This is a genomic window from Algoriphagus faecimaris, assembly GCF_900101705.1.
GTDB lineage: Bacteria > Bacteroidota > Bacteroidia > Cytophagales > Cyclobacteriaceae > Algoriphagus > Algoriphagus faecimaris.
The window spans coordinates 1-2,153 of record NZ_FNAC01000092.1 but is presented as its reverse complement, the minus strand read 5'-3'; the positions used below and the strand labels follow the sequence as shown (position 1 = coordinate 2,153).

The following is a 2,153-nucleotide window of genomic DNA, read 5'->3' as shown; positions in this document are numbered from 1 at the left end:
AAATTTTATTTGGTTTCATTATTTTTTACAAAATCTTGTCATTACACGTATCTGTAATTTAATGATTTCGCAATCGTTTGTATGGAAGAAAAAAAATTTTTACTTTTTTTTAAAAATTCAAAAAATGAAGGAAATCCAACCAAAAACCGATTGAAAGACCGCCTTCATAGGTTTAAAATCATGAAATCGAGCCTGCCTTCCTCCTTTAAGCTGGCACGACGCAAACGAGACACACTGGGATACCTCGATGTATCGGGGAAAATATACGACCTGCTTGCCACAGGCATTCTCCCGAATCAAGTTCGGAACAAGCTACCCCGATACTCGGGACAAGTTATGACCTCTAAAAAACAGATTAAATAAACGCTACTTTTCTTTCTTCCTGAAAATAAAAATCGAATAGGAGGATTGATCGATCTCAACATCTTCTCTATCCCGATTTCTCATTAGAATCCTATTTCCGCCTAATGGAAGGAGTTCGGAATTGGGTTCTATTCTTTTAGGAAATGGAATTTCCTGAACCAATTCGGTAACACTATCGATGAAATAAAATCGATAAAGTTCGGAGTCTCGTAATGGTGTGTAATTGCTATTCACCTCATTTTTCCGCTTTAATTCCAATTCACTCATACTAGAATATCGAAGAATACCGAGTCCCTGATCTGTAACTGGAAATACTTTAATGTTTTTTCCCTTTCCTCCGTCAGCGAATTTATCTTCTGTCAAAGAAATTGCTTTTGTCAATTCAAAATCGGTATTCAAGCTGTAAGATCCGATCGTAAGTGAGTGATCAAATGTGAGCAACAAAGATCCGCTATTCTCATCAAGGTGATAGACCGGTGCTTGATCAAAGCCTTTTTCTTCGGGTTCAAACGCAGTGTATTGTTTAAAATCCACTGGTAATTTCCAAACTAAACTATCATTATTAGATTCAAAGACTTCGATGATTTGACCATTTGGGGACAAAGACTGTATTTCTCCAAAAGGGACTTTGACATTGGGGAAAAATGAGGTAAATACAAAAGGAGTCGTAGCATCATTCCTTAGATAATAGGGGGTTTTGAATCTTGGTCCGCCGTAAACAGTTACACCAAAAGATGGCGCATATTTCCAGCGCTTTTTGATCTCCCAATTTTCATTGTACCAGATCAATTCATTAGCGCTTTGGACAACTATTCCACCGCCAACCTGATAAAATGCCGCTGTGCTTAGACTATTACTATACTCGTTTGGACCCTCACCAGATCTTTTTACTTCATCGATAATTTCACCCTTTTGACCTATTACTAAAAAGCTCTTTGTGATTGGGTCGTATCCAAGATAATTCCCACTAGTGCCGTGATGGTCCAGAATCTTAAAACGCGTGTCTCTCTTGACCACAAAGGAATCAATCTTGACTAGTTCCAAGTCAAAAACCAACTTACTTGCGTCTTTTTCTTGGCAGGATAAAAAGATAATCAAAAAAATGAGATAATATATAGGTTTGGGATAAAGTAAATATGATACGTGTTTAAAAGTCATGCTTATTAATTTAAGTTTGAAGAGGACTTGGTTTTTAAATTGGAGATTAAACCGATAAAGTTTCAACTGAGTAAATCAGCGATTATTTAGTTAAAATAAAGGTTCAAGTGCTTAAGAGCAACCTGTTTCCACACAGAAGGCGGGGCCACCATTATTAGAACAATCGAGTGAGGCTTCCAAAGGGCACTTTCCAGAACCCGAAAATTGTGTACCGTCCTCACAGGTTAAGGTATAGCTACAGGCAATACCCCCATCTTCCTCATCTGATCTCTTCCCAAAATCTCATTGGTGCTGAGTCTGAGCATTTCTAGACTTAACTTTTTCATGATACGTATTATTTATGTTTATGAATCTTGATCGGTACCTCCGATCATTAGGTCCTAAATTATTTGCTTATTTAGCCAATACCTAGTAAAATATTTCTAATCTTTAGTAACTTTTTACTTGTTTGAATATGGAATTTGGATCACGATTGAAAAAAGCAAGGGAAGCAAAAAAGCTTTCGAAGCAGGAAGTTGCTCATCTCTTGGAAGTGTCTCAGAAAACCCCAATGGGGCCTAATATCTTTCTGTCTAATAATAACTGGATTCTGGGATTACAAATCCCTTAACACAATTGGATCGAATTACAAT

1 protein-coding gene is annotated in these 2,153 nt (G+C 37.0%); it reads right to left on the bottom strand.

All coding sequences use genetic code 11. The annotated features are described in order from the left end of the window. Nucleotides 1-366: 366 nt before the first annotated feature. Nucleotides 367-1,461, bottom strand: a complete 1,095-nt coding sequence (locus BLQ57_RS20665) for a hypothetical protein (RefSeq protein WP_217639538.1) — start codon at nt 1,459-1,461, stop codon at nt 367-369. Between the last annotated feature and the right edge of the window lie 692 nt (nt 1,462-2,153).